The following is a 25,565-nucleotide window of genomic DNA, read 5'->3' as shown; positions in this document are numbered from 1 at the left end:
ATTAAGAGAAAATTTACCAATTATTTTTAAGACGCTGGATTCCTTAAGGGCAAGTATGTTATACTACAGTTACTTATAACGAAAGGGATGATGGGTGAACGATGAAGAACTAATCTTATTTTTCCAAAATTTGAATGAAATACATTTCAAATGGAACAAAAAATAGGATTAGTCTGCCCATTTCCATAAATCGCTTTTTCAAGCATATCTCTAATGGTATGTGCACAATGATTGGTCGATATGCACGCTTTTTGTATATCGGTTATGTATGGTGTGAATGAGCAAATAATTAGGTACGGCTAATCCTTCCAGAGAAAATTTGGGAGGATTTTTTTTCTCCCTTCTGAAAGGGATTGATAATATGAAAGAACTTTTAAAGTTAATCAATATCGGATATGAAGTGCTCGATACAACTATTTTTACAAATATAAATGCAAGTGTACAGCAAGGAGAAGTTATTGGGATTATTGGCAAAAATGGTGCAGGCAAATCGACTTTACTGCAGTTAATAAATAAAGAAATTGTCCCTACAGATGGACATATCAAGTGGGTAAAGGAAGACTTATCGGTTAAAATGGTTGAACAGGAGACCGAAAATTATGACTTAGAGAAAGACACTTTTTTGGAATCGAAGCTATTAGAGAAATGGCAGGTGCCGACAAAGGACTTCCGAGTAATGAGTGGCGGGGAAAAATTAAAAGCACGTCTTGTTAAAGGCTTTGCCCATGATGCTGATTTATTGCTATTAGACGAACCAACCAACCACTTAGATGAACAAAGTATGGCACTGCTTCATGAACTAATAACAGCATATAAAGGAACCATTATTATCGTTTCTCATGACCGCTATTTCTTGGATAAAGTTACGACGAAAATCTGGTCGCTTGAAAATAAACAGCTTATCGAACATAAAGGGAATTATACAAGCTATATGGAGGCACGCGAGCAAAAGAGATTAACCCAGCAGCGGGAGTATGATAAACAGCAGAAGAAGATTAAACAAGTGGAAGGACAAATGAAGGAGCTCACCTCTTGGTCTCAGAAAGCACATGCCCAATCAACAAAACAAGAATTCCCAAAAGAATATTATCGCACAAAGGCCAAACGAATGGATGCTCAAGTCAAATCAAAGCAAAAACGTTTAGAAAAAGAGCTGGAAAAAAATAAAGTGGAACGTTTAGACGAAGAGTATACGGTAGCTTTTTCGATTGAAGCGAATAAAAAGAAGGGGAAACGCTTTTTGGAAATTAAAGATTTATCCAAAGCATTTGACTCTAAAATGTTGTTTGAAAAGGTAAATATAACGATTCAGCATGGGGAAAAGGTTGCGATTATGGGACCTAACGGAAGTGGAAAAACAACTTTATTAAACATTATTTTAGGAAAAGAAAAGGCCAATGGAGAAGTCTGGATTTCACCGACAGCCACTATCGGCTATCTAACACAGGAAGTATTCGATCTTCCTTTAGAGGAAACACCAGAACAGCTATTCTTTAAAGAAACATTTAAAGAAAGAGGAAAAGTACAAACACTGATGAAACATTTAGGGTTTATAGCGTCTCAATGGAAGGAACCAATAAAAAGTATGAGCATGGGAGAACGGGTAAAATGCAAATTAATGGCTTATATTTTAGAAGAAAAAGATGTGCTCATACTCGATGAACCAACCAACCATCTTGATTTACCTTCCCGAGAGCAATTAGAAAAAACGCTATCCCAGTATAATGGAACACTTATTATTGTTTCCCATGACCGTTATTTCCTAGAGCAAACAACGTCAAGTAAGCTAATCATAGGTAATGGAACGGTTCAAAGGCAATGGACAGAGTCTCCAAAACGGGATAGAGATAATAAAGAAGAATTACGGCTAAAACTGGAGACAGAAAGACAAGAAGTGTTAGGAAAATTAAGCTTTATGACACCAAAGGATAAGGAATATGCGGAATTAGATAGAAAGTTTCTGGAATTAACGAAGCAAATGAAGGAGCTATAGGGGGTTATTCCCCTTTTAATTTGTAAAATAATTAATTATTCCAGCTATTGCTAATGAGACTACACCAATTAGAAAGGCTATCATGGATATTTTTATGTTTAATGCGCGATCTTCTTTTGTTTCTGTGATATGGTGGTTTCTGTGCTGCCTGCCATCTGGCCACGCTCCGATCATTGTCACCGCGATGAAGATCGAGATGATACCGATGATGAAAAAAAACACAAACATAGATATTCCTCCTTTTTAAACAAGAAGTAATTTTCTTGTTTAAAATATACGTTTGATCCAACTTGAAAGTTACAGAAATATAAGATTATTTATGCTTTAATAAGAAGAAAGAGGAGGAACAGACATGAGAATACCTGCTAAGCTACAAAGGGGCGATGAAATTAGAGTGATTGCCCCTAGTCGAAGTGCAGCAATTTTATCAGAAGAGGGAATAGAGCAAGCAAAGAAAAGATTAGAGAATCTTGGCTTTGTTGTGACGTTTGGGAAGCATATTTTTGAATCTGACTTACAATTCTCCTCCACGATTGAGCATCGGGTGGAGGATATTCATGATGCTTTTCGGGATCAAAATGTAAAAGGAATATTAACGGTCATTGGCGGATTTAACAGCAATGAGCTGTTGCCTTATTTAGATTTTGATTTAATAAAAGCTAACCCTAAGATGCTTTGTGGGTATAGTGATATAACCGCTTTAGCAACTGCGATTACAACCAAGGCTGATTTTATTACCTATTCTGGTCCACACTTTTCTAGCTTCCAAATGGAAAAGCTACAGGAATACCAAACAGAATATTTCCGGAAATGCGTGATGGAAACTAGTGCGTTTATCATAGAGCCTTCTGATGTGTGGACAGATGATCCGTGGTATTTGGATCAAGAAAATCGCCAATATGAACCTGGAGGCTGGAGGGTATACCAAGAGGGAAGTGCAAAAGGGCAATTGTTTGGTGGTAATCTATGTACCTTAAATTTACTGCAGGGAACAGAATATATGCCTAATCTTAAAGATGGCATTCTATTTGTAGAAGATGATGAATTAACCATTCCAGAAACATTCGCAAGAGATTTAACCTCTTTGTTGCAGACAGCAGGAATAATTAAAGCATTAGTAATTGGGAGATTTCAGCGAGCTTCGAAAATGACAGAAGAGCAGCTTTTGTTTATTTTAGATAAACATCCTCTTTTGCAGCAAATCCCTGTATTATATGATGTGGATTTTGGTCATATCCAACCATTCTTTACTTTTCCCATTGGGGGAGAAGTAGAGATTGATACAAAGAACTATGGAATTAAAATGACTACTTTTTAAATGGTTCAGTGGAGGAATAGACTTGGAGCTTAAAGAAAAGATAAAAAATCTGCCCGCATCTCCAGGGGTATATTTGATGAAGGATTCCTCTGGACAAATCATTTACGTTGGCAAATCCAAAAGATTAAAAAATAGAGTTTCTTCTTATTTTCAGCATTCGAAAAATCGGATTGGTAAAATAGAAAAATTAGTGAAGCATATAAAGGATTTTGACTTTATTGTCACAGACACGGAGTTTGAGGCATTAATGCTGGAATGTAAGTTAATAAAAGAGATCCAGCCCATGTACAATCGGATGATGAAAGCGACAAAGGCATACAACTACATCATATTCCGATACCAGAAGGGCAGCTACCGTTTGGAGATTGTAAATGAATTGGAGAAGGAAGATATTCATTATTATTTTGGTCCTTTCACTAGTAAAAGAACAGTAGAAAATGCGATAAAAGGAATCAAATCATTTTATAAAATAGATTGTTCCAATACGACAAACAGTACTAGTCCCTGTCTCAATTATACAATCGGAAAGTGTATAGGGATTTGCTTCAATCCAATAGCTGAAGAAACGTATCAACAAATTATCCATCGTCTTATCTCTTTATTTAAAAAACAGGATACTAGAATACTAGAAGAGATGTCCGCTGAAATGAATGAAGCTTCTAGTAATTTTGAGTTTGAGAAAGCAGCGGAAATAAGAGATACCATTGCCAAAATAAAGACGATTCTGCAAACAGAAACAGTAATAAATTTTATGGTAGATACTCGTCTTTTTCTAGCAGTCGAGTACTTAGATAATGGCCGGATAAAGCTATTTCTGATTAGACGAAATCAAATTTTATACCGGCAAATATATGAAGCAAATCATTTTGATATGCAAGTGGTGAAGAGGCAGATTTGCACATATCTTTCAAGAAAGAATCTGTTTATTGGCACTTTAGATAAAGCAGAAATAGACGAAGCTTATATTATTTACAACTATTTAAACAGCGGCAATTGTCAGTATGTTGTCATAGAGGGCGAATGGCAGGGAAATAGAGAATGTGGTAATTTGGAAAACAATCTCAGGAAAATCATTCCCTTTCATTAATAAGAAATTTTTCAGGAAATACAGATAAAAATGCAGTGACATCCTAAAATAGAGGAGAAATCAATATGCTGTCAAAAGAACAAATTGCTGAAATTAGAGAGCTTAAGGATATTTGTGAGAAAGAAGAAGGTTTTGAGTTAAAGCTTAACTTTGATATGCTCGAAAATCGAAATGGAGAAAAGAAAGAGGACTTTTTTCATTATGTAGACGGCAAACTAGCTGGCTTTTTAGGGAGCTACTATTTTGGCAAAAAAGTTGAGTTGTGTGGTATGGTTCATCCACATTTTCGCCGGAACGGGATTTTTACAGCTTTGCTGGAAGAAGGCTTAGAAACAGCAAGACAGAGAGAAGCTACGAGTATATTATTGAATGCTCCTGCTGCATCGCAGAGTGCAAAAGTATTTCTAGAGAAGCTACCATGTTCCTATGCCTTTTCGGAACATCAAATGAAATGGCATAAGGAAGATTTAATAGAGGATGCTGCGATTTCTTTAAGACCATATGATTATGATCAGGATAAAGAAATAGAAATAGAAATAGAGCTTGATGTTTTAGGCTTTGGTATAGCTGAGGAGGATGCTCGAGATTACGTTAACACCATAACGGAGCAGGCTGGTGATAAACGCATGATTATTGAGGTAGATGGAAAAACAGCGGGGAAAATCAGAGTTTCTGAAACCGATGGAGAAGCATGGATTTACGGGTTCGTTGTTGTTCCAGAGCTTCGCGGAAAAGGAATTGGCAGAAGGGCATTATCCAAAGTGGTAAAAATGGAAAAGGAAAAAGGCCTTTCTATCTTTTTAGAAGTAGAAGCAAAAAATGCTCGAGCGCTTAAACTTTATGAGTCTTGTGGATTTCGAAGCTATCATTCTCAGGAGTATTATGAATATAAATAACTCTTTTGACAGAAGGTATCTAAATGTAGTCATTAAGATACCTTCTATCCTTATATCAAAGGAAGAGCAGTAATACATGTATTATCATCCTTAAAAGTAGCGAGATCCGATTTGGCTGTTTTGCCATTATAGGAGATGGTTAATTTTAAATCTTTATTGCGTGGAAGCCATAAATCGATAAACCCGTTTTGCTGAGAAGTTATAAGTTCATCTACATAAACATTCCCCACGTCATCTTCAATAAGTACCGCAAATTCCTTATTTGCCAATTCCCCGCGGCACCCTGCTAAATTATGGATAGCACAAGGGTGAGTATCTACTAAGTAAGGAGCAACAGAAACAAAAAATTCCTCCTTGGGCAAGCGATAGAGATGCTCTTCGTTGTCGAGAGTATTCACCGTTAATGTATCAGAGGTAATGGAAGCGGCAGCTGCTGACTTCTTCCCGGAACTAAAATCTTGAACAAGTTGTTTGATATCGCTATCGTCCATTTTTTCATAGCGGTTATTTTGGGTAATAATTAAAAGAATCGTTACAGCAAATAGTATGGTAATAAATATCGGAATGATAAGTTTAGTTTTTTTCATATTAATCGCATTCTCCCTTTCAAGTTTGACTGCTTATGTATAAAGATAACAAAAAAGAGCAAAAAATCATGAAAGAAAAATGGAGATTTTGTGAATTTTTTTATTTAATCGATTTCTTTTTCATTTTTCAGAAGTTTGGTAAAAATTGTGAGAAAAGTCCTTTCTTTCTCTTGTGTATCTGTCTATTTTCCTATAAAATTTGTAATAGAAACTAGAAAAAGGAAATAGAGTATTTCATTATTTAAATATAATAAAATGATAAAGGCAAATTCATCGAAAGGTGAAGACGCAAAGCTATAGGGACTAAGATCGTGGAGATTAAGTCAGCCAGTTACCGATTTATCTTGATAAAGAAGGGCTAATCGGTCGAAGATTAGCTTTTTTCTATTATTTGGATAGCTGTAATATGTCGATGATAGTCTCACTAATGGTAAGGTGAGGAGAAAAATGGGGATATTATATTTTTGCTGCGGAGTAATGATAGGTATTTTCTTTTGGAAAAAAAATGATAAGCGTAAATATAATAAGTGGAAAGCGAAAGTAGAAAAAGAAGACATTATGTTTCGACTAGTGGAAAGCTCAAAGGACATCGTTTATCGATATGAAGTGAAACCGCAAATGAGACATTCGTATATTAGTCCTTCCGCCGATGCTGTATTAGGAGATGGCATGGTCAAGGAATTTTATCGGAATCCGTATGCCCCTTTAGAAATGATTTATCCCGATGATTATCACATTATGTACAAAAAACTTCATGGTGCAATTGATTATAGTCAGCCATTGGTTCAACGAATGAGATGTTCAGACGGTTCTTATAAATGGTTTGAGGAATATGCGACGCCTATTTATGAGCATGGAGAGCTTGTAGCGATTCATGGAATCATTCGTAATATCGACGAGAAAGTAAGACTACGAGAGAATTTAGAGCATCAGCTGATCCATGATGCATTGACAGAAGTATATAATCGCTTTTACTTTGAACAAAAGATGGAAGAATTTGATACGAAAATAGATGAAGTAATTGCCATTATCCTATGTGATTTAGATGAACTAAAACAAGTTAATGATAAGTACGGTCATAAACAAGGCGATGATTTAATTAAAGCAGCTGGAAAATTATTAAATACTTTTTCTTCTCCTTATATTACGGTCTCGAGAATCGGCGGGGATGAATTTGTCTTGTTAATTCAAGGAATGCAGCAAGAAGAAATAGAAGAGTTATATAAGAGGATGACGATGGGATTAAGCGATAAGGGAAAATGCGTAGAAGAAAACATGGTGAGAATGTCGATTGGCTACGCATTTGGTCAAAGCTCTCTTGGAAGAATGACAGCCTTATTTACAGAAGCAGATAATCATATGTATCAAAATAAAGTTCAGAAGAAAAAGAAAAATCAAAATAAAGTATTGGCAGAATAACTTGTTTTGCAGCACAGGGAAGACAGCTTTCAACTAAAGGAAGCTGTTTTCTTTATATAGAATTGTTTTTTGCAAAGTGTTATTGCATGTTCTTCACGGTGAAAAGGGTATAATAGAAATATCAAAAAGGAATGGAAGGGAGCTAATATGAGTAATAAAGAGACAAAAACAGATGTTGGCTGGAATTTTGATAATAGTTATGCTCGTCTTCCCGAAACATTTTATTCTAAGATGACAGTAAATCCAGTCAGTTCCCCAAGTTTAGTGAAGCTTAATGAGGATTTGGCTAAGACACTTGGATTAAATGGGGAGCAATTGCAGCGCCCTGAGATAATACAAGTATTAAGCGGGAATGAGGTTCCAGAAGGAGGCTTTCCTCTTGCGCAAGCATATGCAGGCCATCAATTTGGCCACCCGACCATGCTAGGCGATGGAAGGGCGATGTTAATCGGAGAGCAGATTACCCCATCAGGCGAACGATTCGATATCCAATTAAAAGGCTCTGGCCGAACTCCCTATTCGCGCGGTGGCGACGGAAGAGCAGCGCTTAAGCCGATGCTAAGGGAGTATATCATTAGTGAAGCGATGCATGGACTAGGGATTCCGACTACTAGAAGCTTAGCGGTTGTTGATACAGGTGAGAAGATTGTCCGGGAAACGAGTTTGCCAGGAGCGATTTTAACAAGAGTGGCAGCAAGCCATCTTCGCGTAGGAACATTTCAATATGCAGCTGCTCTTGAGTCAAAGCAGGAACTTAAAGCACTTGCGGATTATGCTATGGAACGGCATTTCCCAACAATTAAGAAAGATGGGAATCCGTATGTTGAAATGTTTAGAGAAGTAATGAAGCGGCAGGCTGCATTAATTGCTAAATGGCAATTAGTTGGTTTTATCCATGGTGTTATGAACACAGATAATATGACGATTAGTGGCGAGACGATTGACTATGGACCATGTGCGTTTATGGATAGCTTCCATTTAGATACTGTTTTTAGCTCGATTGATGTTCAAGGTCGGTATGCCTATGGAAATCAGCCGAAAATAGCGGGGTGGAATCTGGCTAGGTTTGCAGAAAGCCTGTTGCCATTATTCCATGATGATACGGAAAAAGCAGTGGAACTTGCGCAAGCACAATTAGATCAATTTAATCCTTTATATCAGCAGCATTGGCTTGATGGAATGAGAGGAAAATTAGGATTAGTGGCAGCGGAAGAAGAAAAAGATGCTAAGCTAATAGAGAAGCTCCTTGGCATTATGCAAAATAATCGGGCGGACTATACAGATACTTTCCGTGCTTTAACGATAGGGGAAGTAGAACGAATAGAACTAAATAAAAATCAAGCATTTAGCGAATGGCATAAAGCTTGGAAGGAAAGAATTGCAGGACAAGAAGGGGGAGAAGTGGCTGCTCGTGAACGAATGAAAAAACATAATCCGGTCGTAATCCCTCGCAATCATCGTGTCGAAGCAGCACTTGATGCTGCAGAAGGCGGAGATTTAAGTGTAATGGAGGAATTATTACAAATGCTATCTAACCCGTATGCATATACACAAGCACAAATGGAGTACGGCATAGCTCCAGTGAAGATTAACCCTGCTTATAAAACGTATTGCGGAACATGATGATTTTAATAGGGCATAGATAACAATCGAAGGTTCCTTGTTTCTTTTTAGAAACGAGGAACTTTTTTTATTATTTTCGAGTAAATGTTTACATCTCTGTCATCTATAAACAAAGTGTGAAAATGAAACTTTTTAAACGTTCAATCAGTATATGTATATAACGGAAATTTTTCACGGCAGCAGAGCAGCGAGTGGATAAATAAGGTATGATTAGTATAAGAAGAGATAAAAATTGAGGTGATTTACTTGATCCTTCATTATAAATGCCCAAATTGTGGGGGAGATATGAGCTTTAATGCAGATACAGGCAGTTTATCTTGCCCTAGCTGTGGAAATGAAGAGAATATTGAGAGCTATCCAGAAAATTTAATGACCGCTTCTTTTGAAGAGAATGAGGTGAAGGAATACCATTGTGACAACTGCGGGGCAGTATTACTAACAGAAGCAGACACAACGGCAACAAATTGTAGCTTTTGCGGTGCAGGCGTTGTTATTGCTGACCGCTTGGCAGGAGCGCTTGCTCCTAAGAAAGTGATCCCTTTTACAATCAGTAAAGAAGAAGCTATGACGGCTTTTCAAAAATGGTGTAGAAAGGGACTATTAACTCCAAAGGGATTTATGAATGCAGACAGGATAAAAAGTATTACTGGTATGTATGTACCATTCTGGCTTTATGATTTAAACAGTGATGTTGATGTAACTGCCCTTTGCACAAAGGTCCGGACGTATACAAGCGGTGATTATATCTATACGGAAACGAAGTATTATGAAGCATATCGAAAGATAAATTTAGATTATACGAAAATTCCAGTTGATGCTTCTGAAAAAATGAAAGATGAATTAATGGATAAATTGGAACCTTTTCCATATGAACAGTTAAAAGATTTTAAAACACCTTATCTAGCTGGCTTTATTTCTGAAAAATATAATTATACGGATGCCGAATTATTGCCGCGAGCCAAAGATAAAGTGAGTGATTACATTGATTCCTTTGTACACTCTACTTTTATTGGGTATCATACGATAAATTATCGGGATAGAAATATTGATACAAAAGCGGTCCGGAGTGATTATGTCTTGCTACCTGTATGGATGGTCAGTTACGATTACGAAAGCCAAGAGCATATTTTTGCGATGAATGGGCAGACAGGAAAAGTAGTCGGGAAACCGCCGATTAGTAAAGGCAAGGTAGCGCTATGGTATAGCGGAATTGCTTGCGGCACATTCCTTGCATTAAAAGGTATCTCCGTCTTAATGGGTGGTGGTTTCTTTTGAGAAAAATTTTAAGGAACTATAGTAGTTTACTATTTATTGCCTTGGCAATATTTACTCTGTTTTCAGGCAGTGCTGTAAGTGCAGCTTCAGAAAATCAAACGGAATATATCTTTGACGATGCCCAGCTTTTAACAGATTCTGAAAAAACAGAACTGGAAAGCTTAGCAGAGGAATTAGGCGAAGAAACCGAAACTGCCTTATTGATTCTTACGCTAGATGGTACAGATGGAAAAAAAATCAAAAGATATGTTCAGGATTATTATGACGAAGAAGCCCCTGGCTATGACCAGCCTCATGGAAATACAGCTATTTTAGCCATTGATATGGAAGAAAGAGATATTTATTTAGCAGGTTTTAAAAAAGCGGAAGATGCATTGGATAATGCGACAATCGATTATATCCGTGAAGAGATAACACCAGCTTTATCAGATGGTGAATATTTTGAAGCTTTCTCCACTTTTATGCATGAATCGGCTTATTATTTAGTGGATGATCCGGCTAATTTAGAAGATGATTATGATTATAGCGGCATAGATGAGGCTCGAAATGAATATAACGAGGAAAATAATGCAAGTGGAATGCCAGCATTTTTCTTCCATTGGGGCTTTCAGCTAATTGCCTCGCTCGTGATTGCAGGGATCATCGTGAGTATAATGGTTTTCCAATCTGGAGGAAAAGTAACCGTGAATGGCAATACGTATATGGATAACTCGAAGATTATAAATAGACATGATCGCTTTATTCGAAAAACAGTAACAAAACAAAGAAAGCCACAAAACAACTCAGGTGGCGGTGGCGGGATCACTGGCGGTGGTCACTCCCATAGTGGAAGCAGAGGAAAATTCTAAACAAATATTTACTTATTGAAAGGGGTTAAAAAAGGATGTCATTTTTTCGTAATCAATTTGCCAATGTAGTGGAATGGGAAGAATTTCGTGAAGATATGATTTTTTATAAATGGAAAAATCGTGAAATTAAAAAGGGAAGTAAATTAATTATTCGCCCAGGACAGGATGCTATCTTCTTAAATAATGGCAATATAGAAGGAGCTTTTCAAGAGGAGGGTGAGTATGATATTGAATCGCAAATTGTTCCATTTCTGTCCACTTTAAAAGGCTTTAAGTTCGGATTCAATAGTGGAATGCGAGTTGAAGTACTATTCGTCAATACTAAGGAATTTACAGTTAAATGGGGCACGAAAAATGCAATAAATATACCAGCTGCTGGGCTTCCTGGTGGAATGCCAATAAGAGCAAACGGAACCTTTCAATTTAAAGTAAAGGACTATATCGCGCTGATCGATAAAATTGCTGGGATTAAAAATCAATATTTAGTAGAAGATGTAAAAATTCGCATTATCTCTGTGCTGGATCAATTATTAATGAAGTGGATAGTCACAGCAGGCAAGGATATGTTCAATCTCCAAGCAAACTCCTTTGAAATTGCCAAAGGCATTCAAGAAGATTTAAATAGCCAGATGATGGAAAGCGGGCTTGCGATAACAGGCTTCCAGATTATGAGCTTCAGCTATCCGCAAGAAGTACAGGAAATGATTAATAAAAATGCCTCACACGGAATGGTTGGCAATATAGATAAGTACCAGCAAATCTCGATGATTGATGGCATGGCTAATGGGAAAATGTCAGGCGGGGGTGCAGCGTCTGATATGGCTGGCATGATGATGGGAATGAATATGGCTAATCAAATGATGGATAAAATGAATAAGCAAAATCAAAGCCAGGGGCAAAATCAGCAGCAAGCGCTGGCTCAACAACCAACACCAGAAGCAGCATCCCAGAATCAAGAGAAAAAACGGCCCAATTTTTGTCCGAACTGTGGAACGAAAACAGGGGAAGGCAATTTCTGCTCCAATTGTGGCCATAAATTAGTATAAAAGAGACGCAAAACGGTTTTCCATAGAGGGAAACCGTTTTGTTTTTGGGTTTATAGGTTGTTATTTTACAAACACAAAAAGCATTTTATTGACATTATATAGAAGGTGAGGTAAATTAGTTAGTATTCTAAGTAATTAAAAAGGAAGGAATGAACATGAAGGAGAGGGAGTTTGAAGTAAATTTTCAATATCTTATTCGCACCATTAATCATAAAATTAAGCTAAGTGGTGATAAAAGGTTGGAAGCGCATGGGATTACATTAGAACAGGCTCGTACTATGGGTTTCATTGATGCGCATGAGGAACAGGGGATTACGCATAAGGATTTAGAATCAAGGTTTAATCGAAAGGGTTCCTCCATCAGTAGTATCATTCATAATTTGGAAAAAAAAGATTTTATAAAACGTACAATTGATCCAAAGGATGAGCGTAGAAAGTTATTGTCTCTTTCAGAGAAAGGGAAAAAAATCGTAGGTGATTTTGAAGCTTTTTTTGCAAATGCTGAGAATATGCTGGTAGAGGGTTTTAGTGAAGAAGAGAAAAAACAGCTATTTCATTTTTTAGAACGAATGAATGTAAATGTAGACAAACAACTTTAGCAAAGTGATATCTTACAGGGGATATCACCGTATATAGTTAGAGTTCTAAGTAAATAAAAAACTAAATTGTTTTTCCTTTTCAATACATTTAGATTAAGTACGGTTCAACGAATGAGGTCTGTTTATTACAAATAAATAGTTAGATTTCTAACTAAATAAAAAAGAAAGTAGTGGGAATATGGAAAAAGAAAATCTTTATTATTTTGAAAAAGCACCAATTGCTAAAGCGGTTGCCCATTTTGCTATCCCAATGATGCTTGGTATGTCAATGACAGTAGTTTATTCGATTTTAAATGCTTATTTTATTGGCTTTTTACAGGACACTGCGATGCTTACAGCTATTACACTAGCACTTCCCGTCTTTGCTCTAATCATGGCTTTTGGAAATTTAATAGGAATGGGAGGGGGTACCTATATATCAAGGCTTCTTGGTGAAAAAAAATATTATAGAGTAAAACAAGTATCTTCGATTTCTATTTACAGTTCTATATTATTAGGTTTATTAATCATTATAATTACAGTTCCATTGATAGATTCGATTGTTTCATTATTGGGTAGTAGCCTCCATTCCTTCGATTATACAAAACAATACGTATTGATGTTAATTATTGGTTCACCGTTTATCATTTTATTTTTTACTATGGAACAATTAGTTCGATCAGAAGGTGCGGCAAATGTTTCTATGATTGGAATGATACTTAGTGTTGCCATAAATATTGTGCTTGATTTATTGTTTATTTTTGTTTTAAAGCTAGGAATTATGGGGGTCGCAGCAGCAACCATTCTCTCAAATATTATGGCTTGTATTTATTTTAGTTATTATATGGGAAAAAAGAGCAAATTCCTTACCTTATCTTTTCGAGAATTTTCATTCGAAAAAACTATCTTTAAGCATATTTTAACGATTGGGGTTCCCGTATTTTTGATGAATGTGTTTATGGGAGTTACAGCCCTATTCTTTAATCACTTTATGATGATATATGGAGATAAAGCAGTTGCTGGTTATGGAATTTCCTCAAGATTACAACAGTTTCCTGAGTTTTTCATCATGGGAGTTTGTGAGGGGGTAGTGCCGTTAATAGCTTATTCCTTTACAGCAGATAGAAAGCGGATGAAAAAAGTTTTGGCGTTTACGAGTAAGCTTATACTAGGAATGGCCGTTCTTTTTGGATTAATTATCTTTTTTACATCCAGCAACCTTATCGGTTTATTTACTAATGATATCGAATTAATTACAGTAGGAAGCTATATCTTAAAAGTAACGTTCTTATCTATGTTTTTATCTGGTTTTACATTCTTAATTATTGGCATGTTTCAGGCGACTGGTCAGGGTACTGCTGCCTTTGTTATGGCCTTTGTGCAAGGATTGGTGTTAATTCCTATTTTGTTTTTTGCTAATTTCACTTTTGGTTTTCATGGTGTCGTTTGGTCCCTGTTTATAGCAGATAGTATTACATTCATAGTAGCCGCAGCTATATTATATGTATTAAGAAATAAATTAAATAGTCCTTCTGTGGAAGAGTTGCTGCAAGGAGAATAATACGCCAAAATAATGGATTCTTGCTTAGGAAAACAAAAATGCAATATTGCTGTAATAGGAGAAGAAACACTAATTCCTCTAGTCTCAGCAATATTGCAGAGATAGTGTCTATTTATGTAAGCTATAAGGGGAACGAGAGAAATTTAGTCTTTTTCGGTTTACAATCAATAAATTATAAAGTAGTATGTAAGAGGTTTAAAGATTACAAGCAAGGAGTTGAATTTTTATGAGTACTCGAAAGTGTATGGAACCTGAACCAGAACCCACGGCCATGAAAGAGGAAGTCATATATAGCCCTTCCTTTAGAAGTTTGAATACTGATAAAGATTCAACTTTATTTGGCAGAGAATGTTGACTTCCTCTACAACAAGAGGAGGTAAAAGCATGAGAAAAATTTATATTTCAAATGAAGATGGAATGTTGCAGGAAACAGATAAAGTAGTCAATGGCTGCTGGATCAATTTAATAGCACCAACAGAGCAGGAGATAACAGAAATTGCAACAGGTTTAGATATTCCATTAGCGTTTATGAAAGATCCATTGGATGAAGAAGAGCGTTCAAGAATTGAAAAAGATGGGGAGAATATATTGATCATTGTCAATCTTCCGCTCGTTTCGTTTGATGAAAAAAAGACACAAATTTATGACACCATTCCATTAGGAATGATTATTGCCAAGAATTGCTTTATTACTGTTTGCTTAAAGGATAATCCTATTTTTCAACAATTTTCTGAAGGAAGAATGAAGAGCTTTTTTACGTACAAAAAAACTCGTTTTTCCTTGCAAATACTGTATAGTATGGCGACAGCTTATTTAAAATATTTAAAGCAAATCAGCAAGAAGACAGATAGCATTGAAAAAGAGCTGCAGCAGTCCATGAAAAATAAAGAGCTTTTCTCTTTGCTTAACATCGAAAAAAGTTTAGTGTACTTTACGACTTCTTTAAAATCGAATAATATTGTTATGCAAAAAATGCTTAAAAGTAATTATTTGAAAATGTATGAAGATGATCAAGAATTGTTAGAGGATGTTATCATTGAGAATCAGCAAGCAATTGAGATGGCCGAAACCCATATGTCGATTTTAAGTGGAATGATGGATGCCTTTGCTTCAGTTATTTCCAATAATGTTAATATGGTCATGAAGTTTCTCACATCCTTCACGATTATTTTATCCTTACCAACAATGGTTGCGAGCTTTTACGGCATGAATGTGCATATTCCATTTCAGGATATGTCCTATTCTTTCACCATTGCGATTATGATTTCCTTCCTATTATCAGGAATAACAGCTCTAGTCTTTTGGAAAAAGAAATTCTTTTGATAATGTACAGCTCCTCCTTATGATAGGGAGGAGCTTCTTTAATAAAATGCTCGAAACTCTTTTGGTGTGAAGCCTGTTTCCTTTTTAAAGGTGGCAACAAAATGACTGGTGTCATTGAAGCCAGTTAAGAACGTAATGTCCTTGATTTTTATTTCTCTATTGGTAACTAAGATTTCTTTTGCCTTTTTTATTCTGTATGCAAGGATATATTGATAGATAGAAACACCGACAAATCGTCTAAAAAGCTTATTCAAGTATTGTGGGGAGATATAGAGTCTCTTTGCGATATCGCCAATATCACATTTCTCTACATAGTTTGTTTCAATCCATTGGATACTCGGCCAAATATATTGCTGATATAAATCATTAGTATGGACGGTTCTATGTAAGCCATGGTCTCGTATATTTAATAAAAAGGTATACACATCAATGGAAAGCTGCTGCTGTCTATTTTGGTTTTCGTTTTTTATATGGGACAACATTTTTCTCGTCCAATTACTGTAAGAGAAATCTTGGCAATCGTTGGCAAGATAGTATGGAGCAGTTCCAAGGATATCTGCTATATTTGGAGAAAAAGTACCGTTAATCGTTAAAAAATTTGTTTGCCAGCCCTTGGCCGAAATGGCCTGATAGTAATGTGAAACAAATGGTGTAATCAGAATTCCTTCCGAAGGTCTTAAGCGGATCTTTTCATTTTCAATGGTGACCTCCCCTAACCCCTCTTCCGTTTGTAACCAATGGTAATACGGATAGCCATCCGCTCGCATAATCATTTCTTGCTCCCACTGATAGCCGATGCTTTCGATGGAAAAGGGATTAGAACCATCTAATAAATTAAAATGTACTTCCATTTATGTATCCCCTTACATTAGTTTCATATTTTTATATAAACTAGTTACTCTTATTATACTTTTTCTTTATTTGCCTATCTATAATGAATGTATAAAAAAAGTGGAGGGATGAAGATGGCGAAAAAATTCTTTAATCGTATTTTATATGGAGGAGATTATAATCCGAATCAATGGCCAAAAGAGATTTGGGAAGAGGATATGCGGATATTTAAAAAGGCGGGGATTAATTCAGCGACGATTAATGTTTTTTCATGGGCAAAAATTCAACCTTCTGAAGATGAATACTACTTTGAGGAGCTAGATGACATAGTTGAAATGCTAAGCCGGGATAAGTATGATATCATCCTGGCCACGTCAACAGCTTCGTTACCAGCATGGATGGTAAAAAAATATCCAGAAGTAGCACGAACTGATTATGAGGGCAGACACCATAAATTTGGACAGAGACATAATGCCTGCCCAAACAGTCTCGTTTACCAAAAGTATGCAAGTAAACTAGCGGGGAAATTAGCAGAAAGATACGGAAATAATCCATATGTTACTTGTTGGCATATTAACAATGAATATGGCGGCGAGTGTTACTGTGAAAACTGTGAAAAGGCATTTCGAGTGTGGCTGAAAAAACGATATCAAACGATTGAAGCATTGAACCAAGCATGGAATTTGGAATTTTGGGGTCATACCATCTATGAGTGGGATGAAATCGTTCTTCCGAATGCATTAAGTGAAGGGATTGGCAGTGATAAAACCGCATTTGCAGGAATATCTATCGATTACCGCCGCTTTAATTCCGATAGTATGCTGGAAAATTACAAGATGGAACGGGATGCTATACGAAGATATGACGCCGATACGCCTATCACCACAAATTTAATGGGCACTTATAAAAATTTAGATTACTTTAAATGGGCAAAAGAAATGGATCTCGTTTCATGGGATAATTATCCAAGCTATAATACACCATTGAGCTACACAGCGATGTGTCATGATTTAATGCGCGGACTTAAAGATGGGCAGCCGTTTATGTTAATGGAACAAACTCCTAGCCAGCAAAACTGGCAGCCTTATAATTCCTTAAAGCGACCTGGGAAAATGCGGGCACAAAGTTACCAAACGATAGCACATGGAGCAGATACGATTCAATTTTTCCAGCTGCGCCGTTCCGTCGGAGCATGCGAGAAATTTCATGGTGCTGTTATTGAGCATGTCGGGCATGAAAATACAAGAGTGTTTCGAGAGGTAAGAGAACTTGGGAATGAATTGCAGAATTTAGGGGATGAATTTTTAGGCTCTACCATTGATAGTAAGGTTGGCATCATTTTTGACTGGGAAAACTATTGGGCGCTCGAGTATACGAGTGGACCAAATAAAGATTTAAAATATGTTGATCAAATTCATCAATACTATCAATATTTTTATACAAAGAATATTCCAGTTGATATGATCTCGGTTGATAGTGACCTCTCTAAGTATGACATGGTCGTTGCCCCAGTTCTTTATATGATGAAAGCAGGACTGGCAGAGCGAATCACTGCATTTGTGGAAAATGGCGGACATTTTGTTACTACTTTTATGAGCGGAATTGTTAATGAATCAGATAATGTCTACCTTGGCGGGTACCCAGGACCATTAAGAGAAATAGCAGGAATCTGGGTCGAGGAAATTGACGCATTAGCCCCAGAACAAAAAAACGGGGTTGAATTTGCGGATGGAAATATCTATACCTGTCAGCTGCTATGTGACATTATTCATCTAGAAGGAGCAGAGACCGTCGCTGCTTATAAAAAAGATTTTTACGGAAATACACCGGCTATTACAAAAAACACTTATGGAAAAGGGACTGTTTGGTATGTTGGTACACAAGTAGAACAGACTGGTCTTACTCATTTATTGAACCAAGTGATAGAGGGAACAGAGGCAAAGCCAATTTGTTCAAATGGAGAGGGTTTAGAAATTACGAAAAGAGATACAGACAAAGCTTCGTTTTATTTTGTCATTAACCAACAGGTAAACAAGCAGCAATTACCGGAAGAGCTGGTTGGTAAGGTTAATCTACTAACTGGAGAAGTGGTGAAGGAAGCTGTGGAATTAAAGCAATTTGATGTACTTATATTGAAATAAAAATTACGTGGAGTTTGGCTACATCGAATAAGTCGATGTAGCTTTTTTATTTGGGAGTATGGAGGAAGGCGGATGAGATTTGCTGCTAGATGAAGGGGCGGGCGAGATGATGTTGATGGATGGGATGAAAATCACAATTTGTGAGAGAGAAGGGAAAAGAGGCGTTCATGGAGAGGATGAAAGCCGAAATTTAGGAAGGAAGAGAGAAAAGAGGTGTTCATGAAGAGAGTGAAAGCCACAATCCGGGGAGGCTGAGGAAAAAATGGTGTTCATCAAGAGGATGAAAGCCATAATCCGGGGAGGCTGAGTAAAAGAGGCGTTCATCAAGGGAATGAACACCACAATCCAGGAAGACCGAGAGAAAAGAGGTGTTCATGAAGAGGATGAAAGCCACAATCCAGGGAGGCTGAGGAAAAAATGGTGTTCATGAAGAGGATGAAAACCACAATCCAGGAAGAGCGAGGGAAAAGAGGCGTTCATGGAGAGGATGAAAGCCGAAATTTAGGAAGGAAGAGAGAAAAGAGGTGTTCATGAAGAGGATGAAAGCCATAATCCGGGGAGGCTGAGGGAAAAATGGTGTTCATGAAGAGGATGAAAGCCACAATCCAGGGAGGCTGAGGAAAAAATGGCGTTCATCAAGTGGATGAAAACCACAATCCAGAAAGATCGAGGGAAAAGAGGTGTTCATGGAGAGGATGAAAGCCGAAATTTAGGAAGGAAGAGGGAAAAGAGGTGTTCATGAAGAGGATGAAAGCCGAAATTTAGGAAGGAAGAGAGAAAAGAGGTGTTCATGAAGAGGATGAAAGCCATAATCCGGGGAGCTGAGGAAAAAATGGTGTTCATGGAGAGGATGAAAACCACAATCCAGGGAGGCTGAGGGAAAAGAGGCGTTCATCAAGCAAATGAACACCAACAATCTCAGGACTAAACTAAAAAATGGTGTTCATTAAAAGAAGATTTAAAACAAAAAGAAAAGGTGCTTTTCTTCAAACACCTTTTCTTTAGACGTAAAGTTTTCTTCTATTAATTTGTACGACTTTTATCAGATCGACTACACGAGATTACTATAATACGTAATGAAATTTATATCTTGATCGTAATTTCCAAACCCTTTTCCGAATAAAGTAACGCCGCCAAGATTTTCTGCATCTTCTTTTACTGCTACTTTTAAATCCCACATTCCACTTTGTTCTTCGCGAAACTGATCAATAGTAGTATCGGATAATTTTTTGCCATCAGCATAAACCCCGTGCTTGGTGATGCGAATAGTAAGCAAGATACCGTATTGGTTGGTTTCATTTGGCCACCAATCGGGGGTAAAACGGCCTCTTGTGTCAGAGAAGTCTCCTGGACTAGTCCACGTACACAGTTCTTTACCATTTAAAGAAAATGTAATATCAGAAGGCCAGACATTATTCGAATAAGGAAATTCAGAAGAAGCTTCCAAGACAATATCAATCATCTCTAGTCTATCTTTTTCTTTCAGAATAGAAGGAATGCGATATTCAATAAATCCTTTCGTGAACCACAGGATAGCTGCCTGATTTTTTTCTGGATCCATAAAGTATTTAGGATCATCGTATTCGCCAATAGCTTTAGCGGTAGTCGCCAGGCCGCAGGTTGGGTAAACTTCAAAATTAAAATAGTGACCAACTGGAATTGCCTGTTTATAGGTTTCAAAAGCAGAGTAAATCTTTTGAGGAAATTGTATTTCGATTCGATCTACTTTTAAGATAGCAATTTTTTGCAGACCAGATTTGCCAGGGATTGTTTCGGTTTTTACTAAACCTGCATCACTCATTTTTGTAATATGTCTACTGACTATGGCACTGCTTATATTCAATTCTTTTGCGAGCTCGCCAATATTCATTTTTTTCTTGGATAATAATTTAATAATGTTTATTCGTGTAGGGCTGGATAGAACCTCGTACACAGGGATAGAATTTTCCGATATATCTAATTGCATCTTTGGTACCCCCTTTATTACTATTATATTACTACAAGAATAAGTTAATAGCAAAATCAAATATCATATATAACTAATTAGTTAATTAAAAATAATGATATTATCATAATAGTATACCGGTAAGTTATTGACAACGCTTTCTTATTGTATTATATTTTAGTCATGAGTTTATCTTTTTAACTATGTAACTAGCAATAGTAGAAAGGAGGATATCATACATAGAATTGTGAACAACTTAGTAATTTGTTATTGTTTTTCCAAAAATTAAAAATGGAGGAATCACAACATGCAAGTGAAATTATTAGTAGATAAACAAGGACCAACAATAAGTAAATATATTTATGGACAATTTGCAGAACATCTAGGACGGTGCATTTATGAAGGTGTTTGGGTTGGTACCGACTCTGATATTCCAAATGAAAATGGAATTCGTAAAGATGTTGTAAATGCATTAAAAGAGATTCAAATTCCTGTAGTTCGGTGGCCAGGTGGTTGTTTTGCTGATGAATATCATTGGAAAGACGGGATTGGACCAATAGAGAATAGAAGTACAATAGTGAATACACATTGGGGCGGAGTAACCGAAAATAATCACTTTGGTACCCATGAATTCTTTGAATTGATCCGCCAATTAGATTGTGAAGCGTATATTAATGGAAATGTAGGAAGCGGTACAGTCCAAGAAATGCAAGAATGGGTAGAATATATGACCATGAATGGCGAATCTCCAATGGCAAATCTCCGCCGGCAAAATGGCCAGGAGGAAGCATGGAAAGTAGAATTTTTTGGTGTTGGTAATGAATCTTGGGGCTGTGGCGGAAATATGCGTCCAGAATATTATGCGGACCTTTACCGGAGATATCAGACCTATGTTCGGAAATATGGAGAGCATAATATCTACAAAATTGCCTGTGGAGCAAGTGTAGATGACTATAATTGGACAGAAGTATTAATGAAAAATGCAGCAAGGTTTATGGATGGAATTAGCCTCCACCATTACTCCATTCCAACAAGAGTATGGGAGGATAAAGGCGATGCTATAAATTTCCCAGAAGAACAGTGGTATTCTGTATTAGAGCATGCTCAGTACATGGACGAATTGATTACCAAACACAGTACAATAATGGATAAATATGATCCAGAAAAACGTGTTGGTTTAATTGTAGACGAGTGGGGAGCTTGGTATAACGTAGAACCTGGAACAAATCCTGGCTTCTTATATCAGCAAAACACTATTCGTGATGCTATGCTTGCGGCAATTACATTAAATATTTTCCATAAGCATGCAGACCGAGTTCATATGGCGAATATTGCACAGATGGTGAACGTTTTGCAAGCAATGCTATTAACAGAAGGGGAGAAAATGATCAAAACCCCTACTTATCATGTTTTTGATTTGTATAAACATCATCAGGATGCAGAGTTAGTTGATTCCTATGGGGATGAAAGTAATCATGTAACATATACAGCTTCTAAAAAGGATGGAAAATTAACGGTTTCTCTATGTAACTATGATTTAACGGAAACGAGAGAAATTACCCTTTCCAGAGAAGAAGGGGAGTTTGAAATAGTGGAAGCAGAATATATTACGGCAGATGCAATGAATGCTCATAATACATTTGAAGAACCAGAGGCTGTAGCAAAAAAAGAGTTTACTAGCTATATAGTTGAGAAAGGAACATTAAAGGTTACTTTACCACCTATGAGTGTTGCAAGCATCGTAACAAAGGAAAACTGAGATGGCTTGTGTAGGCTGCGAGCTAAAGGAACAAGTTAGTCAATTAGATGTTGATGCACTTGTTCAAGAACAGCTTTCCTTCGAAGTAGATTTAGCGCGAGAGGAAATAAGAGATCTACGATTGAGCATATGTGTCCAGTGTGAGCACCTAAATCAACATACCTGTGGAAAATGCGGATGTTTTGTCCGCTTCCGTGCTAGCTTAGACAAAAAAAGCTGTCCTGATAAAAAATGGTAGGACTGACAAAAATGAAATATTAAGTGAGATAAAGGAAGGCAGCACATTGTTGCCTTCTTTCTTTATGGATAAAAGTACAAACAGATATTTTTAGAGAAAAAGGTGTAATCTTTTTAAGAGAAGGGAAAGAAAAAAGCAAAAAAATGTATGGAAAAAAATTGGCTGCAACCTTATAATAAACTTTTGAATTTAAATGGAAAAATAAAATTTTAATAAGATGACCTTATGCAAAAGAGTAATAAAAATTTTTTAGCGTTTGTCTAAAGGCGAATATTTTTTAGGATGATAAAAAATGAAGAGCCTTCTTTTTAAATGAAAATTCTAATGAAAACAGTCTGTATCAAATGTTAGTTAAATTCATTCAAAATCATTCGACAAGGAAATATAAAAATCTATCAAATTTAAGCGATAATTGTTGACAAAAAAATATAAAAGTACGTTATTGACTCTTACCTCAAAAAAGGATTATATAGTCTTAGACACAATATATTGAAACGGAATATCGACATCTATCTATATTTAGTAGACTTTGTAAGAAATGGAGCGTATTGCTTAAAATATAGCTTTTTTTCTTTTTTTTATTCAAGTCTTTGTAAGGAGGGAGAATTTGTGCTTATTGTTTATGACAGTAAGACGGGAAATGTACGAAGATTTTTTAATAAATTAGGACTTCCAGCAAATAAAGGAATCGAGATAAGCGCTGGGTTAAAAGTTCATGAACCATATATACTATTAACTTACACAACCGGGATGGGACAAGTTCCTCAAACAACTTTAGACTTCCTTAAAATAAATCATCCAAACCTTCATGCTGTAGTTGCCAGTGGAAATAAAAACTGGGGCCAGAATTTTGCTTTAAGTGCTAATAAAATATCAACCATGTACGGAGTACCAATCTTACATAAATTTGAAATGAGTGGTATGCCTGAAGATGTAGAGATAGTTAGAGAAAGGGTGCAAAGTATTAGCTATGAGACATATAGAACTAAACAACGAAGTGACACAGCTTAATGAAAAGGGGTTTTTCCGCCTCGAAAAAGATAAAGAAGCTGTTGCTGAATTTCTAGAATCTGAAATCAATCCAAAATTGATTCGTTTTGACTCTATTGAACAAAGATTTAAATATATGGTGGAAGAGGACTTCTATTATCCACAGGTTTTAGAACAATACAAGATTTCGGAAATTGAGGAAATTACAAAGCTTGTATATGCATATGAATTTAAGTTTCAATCTTATATGGCTATATCCAAATTTTATAAAGATTATGCCTTAAAAACAAATGACAAGAAGCAATACCTTGAAACGTATGAGGATCGAATTATTATTGTCGCTCTATTCTTAGGACAAGGTGATTTCGAAAAAGCAAAGAAAAATGCAATTGCGATGATTGAACAGCGTTACCAGCCTGCTACACCTACTTTCTTGAATGCAGGTAGAAGTCGCCGTGGTGAGATGGTTTCGTGCTTCTTATTAGAAATGGACGACTCTTTAAATTCGATTTTCCATAATATTAATACATCTGGACAGCTATCGAAAATAGGAGGGGGCGTAGCGCTTAACCTTTCGAAGCTTCGTGCCCGCAATGAGCAAATAAAAGGAATTGATAATGCTGCATCAGGTGTAGTGCCTGTCATGAAGCTTCTAGAAGATACTTTTTCTTATGCAAACCAATTGGGACAGAGAAAAGGCGCAGGTGCCGTCTACTTAAATATCTTCCATTGGGACATTGTGGAATACTTGGATACAAAGAAAATCAATGCGGACGAGAAGTCACGGATTCAAACACTTTCAATCGGCTTAATTGTGGAAAATAAATTTTTCCAATTAGCGAAAGAAAACAAAGACCTATACGTATTCGCACCATTCAGTGTGTACAAGGAATATGGCATTCATATGGATGACATGAGAATGGATGAAATGTATGAGGAGCTTGTTGCTAATCCGAACGTGAAAAAGCGTGTCATTATGTCTGCACGTGAAATGCTGACAAAAATTGCGCAAATCCAATTGGAGTCTGGTTATCCATATTTTATGAATAAATCAAATGCCAATAATGGACATGCTCTTAAGGATATTGGACAAATTAAAATGAGTAATTTATGTACAGAGATTTTCCAGCTTCAAGAGACATCAGAAATTACGGATTATGGACAAGAAGATATTATTCGCCGTGATATTAACTGTAACTTAGGCTCTTTAAACATCCCTAATGTGATGAAGCCAGGCGAAGTATTCAGAGATTCTGTTCATGTTGGTATTGAAGCATTAACTACTGTATCAAATATTTCAGACATTCAAAATGCTCCATCTGTCAAAAAAGCTAATGAAGAACTTCATGCAGTCGGTTTAGGGGCGATGAATCTTCATGGCTATTTAGCAAAAAACAAGATTAGCTATGAATCAGAAGAAGCAAAAGACTTTACGGCGACTTTCTTTATGATGATGAACTTCTATTCAATTGAGAAGAGCATGCTAATTGCTAAAGAAAGAGAAGAAACATTTAAAGAGTTCGAAAAATCGGAGTATGCTAAAGGAACTTATTTTGAAAAATATAAACAAGTAAGCTTTGCTCCGAAAACAGACAAAGTAAAAGAACTATTTGCAGGCATCTATATTCCTACTTGTGAAGATTGGGCAGAATTAGCTGCACAAGTGCAAAAACATGGGATGTATAATGCGTATCGCTTGGCTGTTGCACCAACCCAATCAATAGGGTATATCCAAAATGCGACAGCATCGGTAATGCCGGTTGTTAACCAAATTGAGTCTCGCACTTATGCTAACTCTACGACTTATTATCCGATGCCATATATGGATGAAACAAACTTCTGGTATTATAAATCAGCGTTTGATATGAACCAATTCAAGGTAATGGACTTAATCGCTGCAGCTCAAGAACATGTCGACCAAGGGATATCAACGATTCTTTACGTAAACTCAGATGTTTCTACGAAAGAATTAGCTCGTTATTATATTTATGCAAATGAAATTGGATTAAAATCACTTTACTATACAAGAACTCGCAATCTAGCTATTGATGAGTGCATTGCATGTGCCGTTTAAGAGAAGAATGAAGAAGTAGGAGGAGGGAAACTC

21 protein-coding genes and 1 riboswitch are annotated in these 25,565 nt (G+C 36.5%); of the genes, 17 read left to right on the top strand and 4 right to left on the bottom strand.

Going from position 1 to position 25,565, the window contains the following annotated elements:
* The first annotated feature begins 361 nt into the window (after nt 1–361).
* Entirely contained in the window at nt 362–1,993 is a 1,632-nt protein-coding gene (abc-f, locus tag NiCM35_RS22360) for a ribosomal protection-like ABC-F family protein (protein ID WP_433780780.1), read from the top strand.
* A gap of 15 nt (nt 1,994–2,008) precedes the next feature.
* Here the strand turns inward: abc-f and NiCM35_RS22355 are convergent, their stop codons facing one another.
* Nucleotides 2,009–2,221: a DUF5316 family protein gene (locus NiCM35_RS22355; RefSeq protein ID WP_123259971.1), complete on the bottom strand. Its 213-nt coding sequence runs from the start codon at nt 2,219–2,221 to the stop codon at nt 2,009–2,011.
* A 124-nt stretch (nt 2,222–2,345) separates the two neighbouring features.
* Between NiCM35_RS22355 and NiCM35_RS22350 the strand changes: the two genes are divergently transcribed.
* The 3 genes from NiCM35_RS22350 (at nt 2,346) to NiCM35_RS22340 (ending at nt 5,294) form a co-directional block, all read left to right on the top strand.
* A complete protein-coding gene (locus NiCM35_RS22350; protein ID WP_433780779.1) occupies nt 2,346–3,311 on the top strand; it encodes a S66 family peptidase in 966 nt (321 codons plus the stop codon).
* 22 nt (nt 3,312–3,333) lie between these two features.
* Nucleotides 3,334–4,398 carry a UvrB/UvrC motif-containing protein gene (locus tag NiCM35_RS22345; RefSeq protein WP_433780778.1) on the top strand — a complete coding sequence of 355 codons (1,065 nt, stop codon included), beginning with the start codon at nt 3,334–3,336 and terminating at the stop codon, nt 4,396–4,398.
* 65 nt (nt 4,399–4,463) lie between these two features.
* Nucleotides 4,464–5,294, top strand: a complete 831-nt coding sequence (locus NiCM35_RS22340) for a GNAT family N-acetyltransferase (protein ID WP_303981426.1) — start codon at nt 4,464–4,466, stop codon at nt 5,292–5,294.
* 50 nt (nt 5,295–5,344) lie between these two features.
* Here the strand turns inward: NiCM35_RS22340 and NiCM35_RS22335 are convergent, their stop codons facing one another.
* Nucleotides 5,345–5,881: a CueP family metal-binding protein gene (locus NiCM35_RS22335; protein WP_123259968.1), complete on the bottom strand. Its 537-nt coding sequence runs from the start codon at nt 5,879–5,881 to the stop codon at nt 5,345–5,347.
* A gap of 253 nt (nt 5,882–6,134) precedes the next feature.
* A riboswitch (cyclic di-GMP riboswitch) is annotated at nt 6,135–6,220 on the top strand.
* 108 nt (nt 6,221–6,328) lie between these two features.
* Here NiCM35_RS22335 and NiCM35_RS22330 point away from each other — a divergent pair.
* The 8 genes from NiCM35_RS22330 (at nt 6,329) to NiCM35_RS22295 (ending at nt 15,554) form a co-directional block, all read left to right on the top strand.
* The gene (locus NiCM35_RS22330) at nt 6,329–7,300 is read left to right on the top strand and encodes a sensor domain-containing diguanylate cyclase (RefSeq protein WP_053215639.1); all 972 of its coding nucleotides are present in this window, start codon (nt 6,329–6,331) and stop codon (nt 7,298–7,300) included.
* 147 nt (nt 7,301–7,447) lie between these two features.
* Nucleotides 7,448–8,923, top strand: a complete 1,476-nt coding sequence (locus tag NiCM35_RS22325; protein WP_123258936.1) for a protein adenylyltransferase SelO — start codon at nt 7,448–7,450, stop codon at nt 8,921–8,923.
* A 246-nt stretch (nt 8,924–9,169) separates the two neighbouring features.
* Nucleotides 9,170–10,198, top strand: a complete 1,029-nt coding sequence (locus NiCM35_RS22320) for a TFIIB-type zinc ribbon-containing protein (RefSeq protein WP_433780777.1) — start codon at nt 9,170–9,172, stop codon at nt 10,196–10,198.
* Nucleotides 10,195–11,046 carry a TPM domain-containing protein gene (locus NiCM35_RS22315; protein WP_433780776.1) on the top strand — a complete coding sequence of 284 codons (852 nt, stop codon included), beginning with the start codon at nt 10,195–10,197 and terminating at the stop codon, nt 11,044–11,046. Before NiCM35_RS22320 ends, NiCM35_RS22315 begins: the two co-directional genes overlap by 4 nt.
* Before the next feature lie 35 nt (nt 11,047–11,081).
* Complete coding sequence (locus tag NiCM35_RS22310; RefSeq protein WP_433780775.1) at nt 11,082–12,092, top strand: SPFH domain-containing protein; 1,011 nt, start codon at nt 11,082–11,084, stop codon at nt 12,090–12,092.
* A gap of 155 nt (nt 12,093–12,247) precedes the next feature.
* Nucleotides 12,248–12,691 (top strand): MarR family winged helix-turn-helix transcriptional regulator, encoded by a 444-nt coding sequence (locus NiCM35_RS22305; protein ID WP_047941643.1) that lies wholly within the window; start codon nt 12,248–12,250, stop codon nt 12,689–12,691.
* A gap of 178 nt (nt 12,692–12,869) precedes the next feature.
* Entirely contained in the window at nt 12,870–14,231 is a 1,362-nt protein-coding gene (locus NiCM35_RS22300; protein WP_095330901.1) for an MATE family efflux transporter, read from the top strand.
* A 384-nt stretch (nt 14,232–14,615) separates the two neighbouring features.
* Nucleotides 14,616–15,554: a magnesium transporter CorA family protein gene (locus tag NiCM35_RS22295; RefSeq protein ID WP_095330903.1), complete on the top strand. Its 939-nt coding sequence runs from the start codon at nt 14,616–14,618 to the stop codon at nt 15,552–15,554.
* Nucleotides 15,555–15,592: 38 nt separating this feature from the next.
* Here the strand turns inward: NiCM35_RS22295 and NiCM35_RS22290 are convergent, their stop codons facing one another.
* Nucleotides 15,593–16,405 carry an AraC family transcriptional regulator gene (locus NiCM35_RS22290; RefSeq protein ID WP_123258938.1) on the bottom strand — a complete coding sequence of 271 codons (813 nt, stop codon included), beginning with the start codon at nt 16,403–16,405 and terminating at the stop codon, nt 15,593–15,595.
* Nucleotides 16,406–16,519: 114 nt separating this feature from the next.
* On the opposite strand from NiCM35_RS22290, the gene NiCM35_RS22285 reads away from it, so the two are divergent.
* Nucleotides 16,520–18,526 carry a beta-galactosidase gene (locus tag NiCM35_RS22285; RefSeq protein WP_123258939.1) on the top strand — a complete coding sequence of 669 codons (2,007 nt, stop codon included), beginning with the start codon at nt 16,520–16,522 and terminating at the stop codon, nt 18,524–18,526.
* A 1,051-nt stretch (nt 18,527–19,577) separates the two neighbouring features.
* Here the strand turns inward: NiCM35_RS22285 and NiCM35_RS22280 are convergent.
* Nucleotides 19,578–20,492: an ArsR/SmtB family transcription factor gene (locus NiCM35_RS22280; RefSeq protein WP_163187955.1), complete on the bottom strand. Its 915-nt coding sequence runs from the start codon at nt 20,490–20,492 to the stop codon at nt 19,578–19,580.
* Between the two features lie 286 nt (nt 20,493–20,778).
* On the opposite strand from NiCM35_RS22280, the gene NiCM35_RS22275 reads away from it, so the two are divergent.
* The 4 genes from NiCM35_RS22275 to nrdE all read left to right on the top strand — a co-directional run bounded on the left by NiCM35_RS22275 (nt 20,779) and on the right by nrdE (nt 25,532).
* Nucleotides 20,779–22,230: an alpha-N-arabinofuranosidase gene (locus NiCM35_RS22275; protein ID WP_172859409.1), complete on the top strand. Its 1,452-nt coding sequence runs from the start codon at nt 20,779–20,781 to the stop codon at nt 22,228–22,230.
* Nucleotide 22,231: 1 nt separating this feature from the next.
* Nucleotides 22,232–22,468 carry a DUF6171 family protein gene (locus NiCM35_RS22270; protein WP_095330913.1) on the top strand — a complete coding sequence of 79 codons (237 nt, stop codon included), beginning with the start codon at nt 22,232–22,234 and terminating at the stop codon, nt 22,466–22,468.
* A gap of 609 nt (nt 22,469–23,077) precedes the next feature.
* Nucleotides 23,078–23,479, top strand: a complete 402-nt coding sequence (nrdI, locus tag NiCM35_RS22265) for a class Ib ribonucleoside-diphosphate reductase assembly flavoprotein NrdI (RefSeq protein WP_047945020.1) — start codon at nt 23,078–23,080, stop codon at nt 23,477–23,479.
* A complete protein-coding gene (gene nrdE / locus NiCM35_RS22260) occupies nt 23,439–25,532 on the top strand; it encodes a class 1b ribonucleoside-diphosphate reductase subunit alpha (RefSeq protein WP_095330915.1) in 2,094 nt (697 codons plus the stop codon). The genes nrdI and nrdE overlap by 41 nt, the downstream gene beginning before the upstream one ends.
* Nucleotides 25,533–25,565 lie beyond the last annotated feature (33 nt).

The organism is Niallia sp. M35 (assembly GCF_050971705.1).
In the GTDB taxonomy this organism is placed as follows: Bacteria; Bacillota; Bacilli; order Bacillales; family Cytobacillaceae; genus Niallia; species Niallia circulans_A.
Note: the sequence above shows the minus strand (reverse complement) of the source record. Positions and strands in the feature narration are given on the sequence as shown.

Coding starts and splice junctions, on each gene's coding strand:
- abc-f (WP_433780780.1), top strand. CDS start 362: ATGAAAGAACTTTTAAAGTTAATCAATATCGGATATGAAGTGCTCGAT.
- NiCM35_RS22355 (WP_123259971.1), bottom strand. CDS start 2,221: ATGTTTGTGTTTTTTTTCATCATCGGTATCATCTCGATCTTCATCGCG.
- NiCM35_RS22350 (WP_433780779.1), top strand. CDS start 2,346: ATGAGAATACCTGCTAAGCTACAAAGGGGCGATGAAATTAGAGTGATT.
- NiCM35_RS22340 (WP_303981426.1), top strand. CDS start 4,464: ATGCTGTCAAAAGAACAAATTGCTGAAATTAGAGAGCTTAAGGATATT.
- NiCM35_RS22335 (WP_123259968.1), bottom strand. CDS start 5,881: ATGAAAAAAACTAAACTTATCATTCCGATATTTATTACCATACTATTT.
- NiCM35_RS22330 (WP_053215639.1), top strand. CDS start 6,329: ATGGGGATATTATATTTTTGCTGCGGAGTAATGATAGGTATTTTCTTT.
- NiCM35_RS22325 (WP_123258936.1), top strand. CDS start 7,448: ATGAGTAATAAAGAGACAAAAACAGATGTTGGCTGGAATTTTGATAAT.
- NiCM35_RS22310 (WP_433780775.1), top strand. CDS start 11,082: ATGTCATTTTTTCGTAATCAATTTGCCAATGTAGTGGAATGGGAAGAA.
- NiCM35_RS22305 (WP_047941643.1), top strand. CDS start 12,248: ATGAAGGAGAGGGAGTTTGAAGTAAATTTTCAATATCTTATTCGCACC.
- NiCM35_RS22300 (WP_095330901.1), top strand. CDS start 12,870: ATGGAAAAAGAAAATCTTTATTATTTTGAAAAAGCACCAATTGCTAAA.
- NiCM35_RS22295 (WP_095330903.1), top strand. CDS start 14,616: ATGAGAAAAATTTATATTTCAAATGAAGATGGAATGTTGCAGGAAACA.
- NiCM35_RS22290 (WP_123258938.1), bottom strand. CDS start 16,405: ATGGAAGTACATTTTAATTTATTAGATGGTTCTAATCCCTTTTCCATC.
- NiCM35_RS22285 (WP_123258939.1), top strand. CDS start 16,520: ATGGCGAAAAAATTCTTTAATCGTATTTTATATGGAGGAGATTATAAT.
- NiCM35_RS22280 (WP_163187955.1), bottom strand. CDS start 20,492: ATGCAATTAGATATATCGGAAAATTCTATCCCTGTGTACGAGGTTCTA.
- NiCM35_RS22275 (WP_172859409.1), top strand. CDS start 20,779: ATGCAAGTGAAATTATTAGTAGATAAACAAGGACCAACAATAAGTAAA.
- NiCM35_RS22270 (WP_095330913.1), top strand. CDS start 22,232: ATGGCTTGTGTAGGCTGCGAGCTAAAGGAACAAGTTAGTCAATTAGAT.
- nrdE (WP_095330915.1), top strand. CDS start 23,439: ATGAGACATATAGAACTAAACAACGAAGTGACACAGCTTAATGAAAAG.